5 protein-coding genes are annotated in these 1,833 nt (G+C 64.3%); all 5 read left to right on the top strand.

Going from position 1 to position 1,833, the window contains the following annotated elements; all coding sequences use genetic code 11:
• On the top strand, positions 1 to 304 hold a 304-nt coding region (locus FS320_RS47405; protein ID WP_210252258.1), incomplete at its 5' end, for a hypothetical protein.
• A gap of 243 nt (positions 305 to 547) precedes the next feature.
• On the top strand, positions 548 to 961 hold the full coding sequence (locus tag FS320_RS42650) for a helix-turn-helix domain-containing protein (protein ID WP_152718554.1): 414 nt from the start codon (positions 548 to 550) through the stop codon (positions 959 to 961).
• Positions 889 to 1,077, top strand: coding sequence for a winged helix-turn-helix domain-containing protein (locus FS320_RS51310; RefSeq protein ID WP_152718553.1), 189 nt, complete (start codon positions 889 to 891; stop codon positions 1,075 to 1,077). The genes FS320_RS42650 and FS320_RS51310 overlap by 73 nt, the downstream gene beginning before the upstream one ends.
• Entirely contained in the window at positions 1,031 to 1,195 is a 165-nt protein-coding gene (locus FS320_RS46790; protein ID WP_162562923.1) for a hypothetical protein, read from the top strand. Before FS320_RS51310 ends, FS320_RS46790 begins: the two co-directional genes overlap by 47 nt.
• Before the next feature lie 239 nt (positions 1,196 to 1,434).
• On the top strand, positions 1,435 to 1,608 hold the full coding sequence (locus FS320_RS45685) for a hypothetical protein (RefSeq protein WP_153885410.1): 174 nt from the start codon (positions 1,435 to 1,437) through the stop codon (positions 1,606 to 1,608).
• Positions 1,609 to 1,833 lie beyond the last annotated feature (225 nt).

Below are 1,833 nucleotides of genomic sequence, written 5' to 3'. Positions count from 1 at the left end.
GAGTCTGCTCAACCGTCGTCTTGACGGCTCTGTCTCCGGCCCTGCGCAATCGCTTTATCCGGCCTGGCCCTGTTCCTGCACCGGGATTGCACACCCACGTCAAGGCTCATTGACAACGAACATCAGAGTTCGGTCCCGCACCAGCTTCGGCAAGCGGCGGCTGCAGTTTGTCTCTGCGAGGGATCAACTGCTTGCGGAGACAAGCATGCACCAGGGCCATGTCTCGCAAGGACTTGTGCTGTACGTCATTGCGCTCGACAAAAGTGGCCTGAAGCCCACAGGAAGCGAGTATTCAGAGGAATGATGATTGCATCATATGGCAACGGTCGCGTGTCATAAAGAATGCACCCAGGATAGGGTGCCTGAACCGTCCGGCGCCGATGCCTCATCAACATCGTGTCCCGAGGCGGGGTGTAATACCCGCCCAGAGAACTGCTGACTCGGGTTTGCGTTGGTGTGCCTGACGTGATTCACTGCGGAACGGGGGCGCTGTTGCGGGAGATCAGCATGGCTGCGCGGAACGGGGGCGCTGTTGCGGGAGATCAGCATGGCTGCGCTCCGGATCCGGCAGGACTGCTCACCGGCCGACCTCCGCCAGCGGGCCGCTCGCGAGAGGGACACCCGGGCCAGCCTGCGGTTGCTGGCTATTGCCAATGCGCTCGAGGGCATGACCCGCGCTGAAGCCGCCCGCCTGGCCGGCATGGAGCGCCAGGCCCTGCACGATGCCATCCAGCGCTTCAATGCCGAGGGACCTGACGGTCTGCATGACCGGCATCGCTCCGGTCGCCCGGAACTCAGCCCTGGTCAGCAGGCCGCGCTCAAGACCCACATCCTGCACGGGCCGGAGCCCGAGCGCGATGGGGTCAGCGCCTGGCGTCTGGCTGATCTGTGCGAGCATGTCGAGCGGGCTTATGGGGTGAGCGACAGCAATGGGGCCTCTCGTGCCTGCTCAAGCGGCTGAACTTGTCGCGTCAGAAGACCCGCCCCTCGCACCCGAAGGGCGACCCGGCCGCGCCGGCGGCATTCAAAAATGGAACTCCCGTCAAAGCTGCAGGCTCTCGCGGCGGAGCACCCTGACGCTCGTCTTCAGCTCTGGTGCCAGGACGAGGCGCGCTTTGGCCAGAAGGGCCGAACCACCCGCGTCTGGTATGAGCGCGGCGTGCGTCCACCTGGGGTCGTCGATCAAGCGCTATGAGAGCCTGTATCTGTTCGCCGCCTGCCGGCCCGGCACGGGCGAGACCTTCGCGCTGGCGCTGCCGCGGGTGAGTGCCGACGCGATGACGATCTTTCTGGAGCACTTCTCGCGGCAGCTTGCGCCGGGCGTGCACGCGGTGCTCGTGCTGGATCAGGCCGGCTGGCACGACGCGCGGGCCCTGCACGTGCCAGAGACGATCACGCTGTTGCCGCTCCCCCGCTTCACCCCAGCTGAACCCGGTGGAGCGGGTCTGGCTCTACCTGCGCGAGCGTTATCTCTCGCATCGCGTGCTCGACGACTACGAGGCTGTTCTGGAGGCGGTCTGCCGCGCCTGGAACAGGCTCCTCGACGAGACAGGCCGTCTCACAACATTGACCGCCTACCCGTATCTCTCCGCGTCAGCAATTCCCTGAGCGGGTATAAGAGCGCCAGTCCTAGGCTGAGCCGGAGGTCAGCGTGGCACAGGTGACCACAGACATTATAGCGCCTAATGATCTTCACGGGATGCCGGTGTCAATGGGCGTTGAATCTCCCGTAATTATGGGCCTTCAATTTTCCCTACCTGACGGACGAGAATGGGTCCGGTGATCAGCCGGTCGGATGATCATTTGCTTTGCCTCCTGGTGGTCGGCCCCGGC

Origin of the sequence: Microvirga tunisiensis (assembly GCF_009296175.1) — a bacterium.
Lineage (GTDB): Bacteria > Pseudomonadota > Alphaproteobacteria > Rhizobiales > Beijerinckiaceae > Microvirga > Microvirga tunisiensis.
The sequence above is the reverse complement of the archived record's forward strand: the minus strand, read 5'-3'. Positions and strand labels throughout refer to the sequence as shown.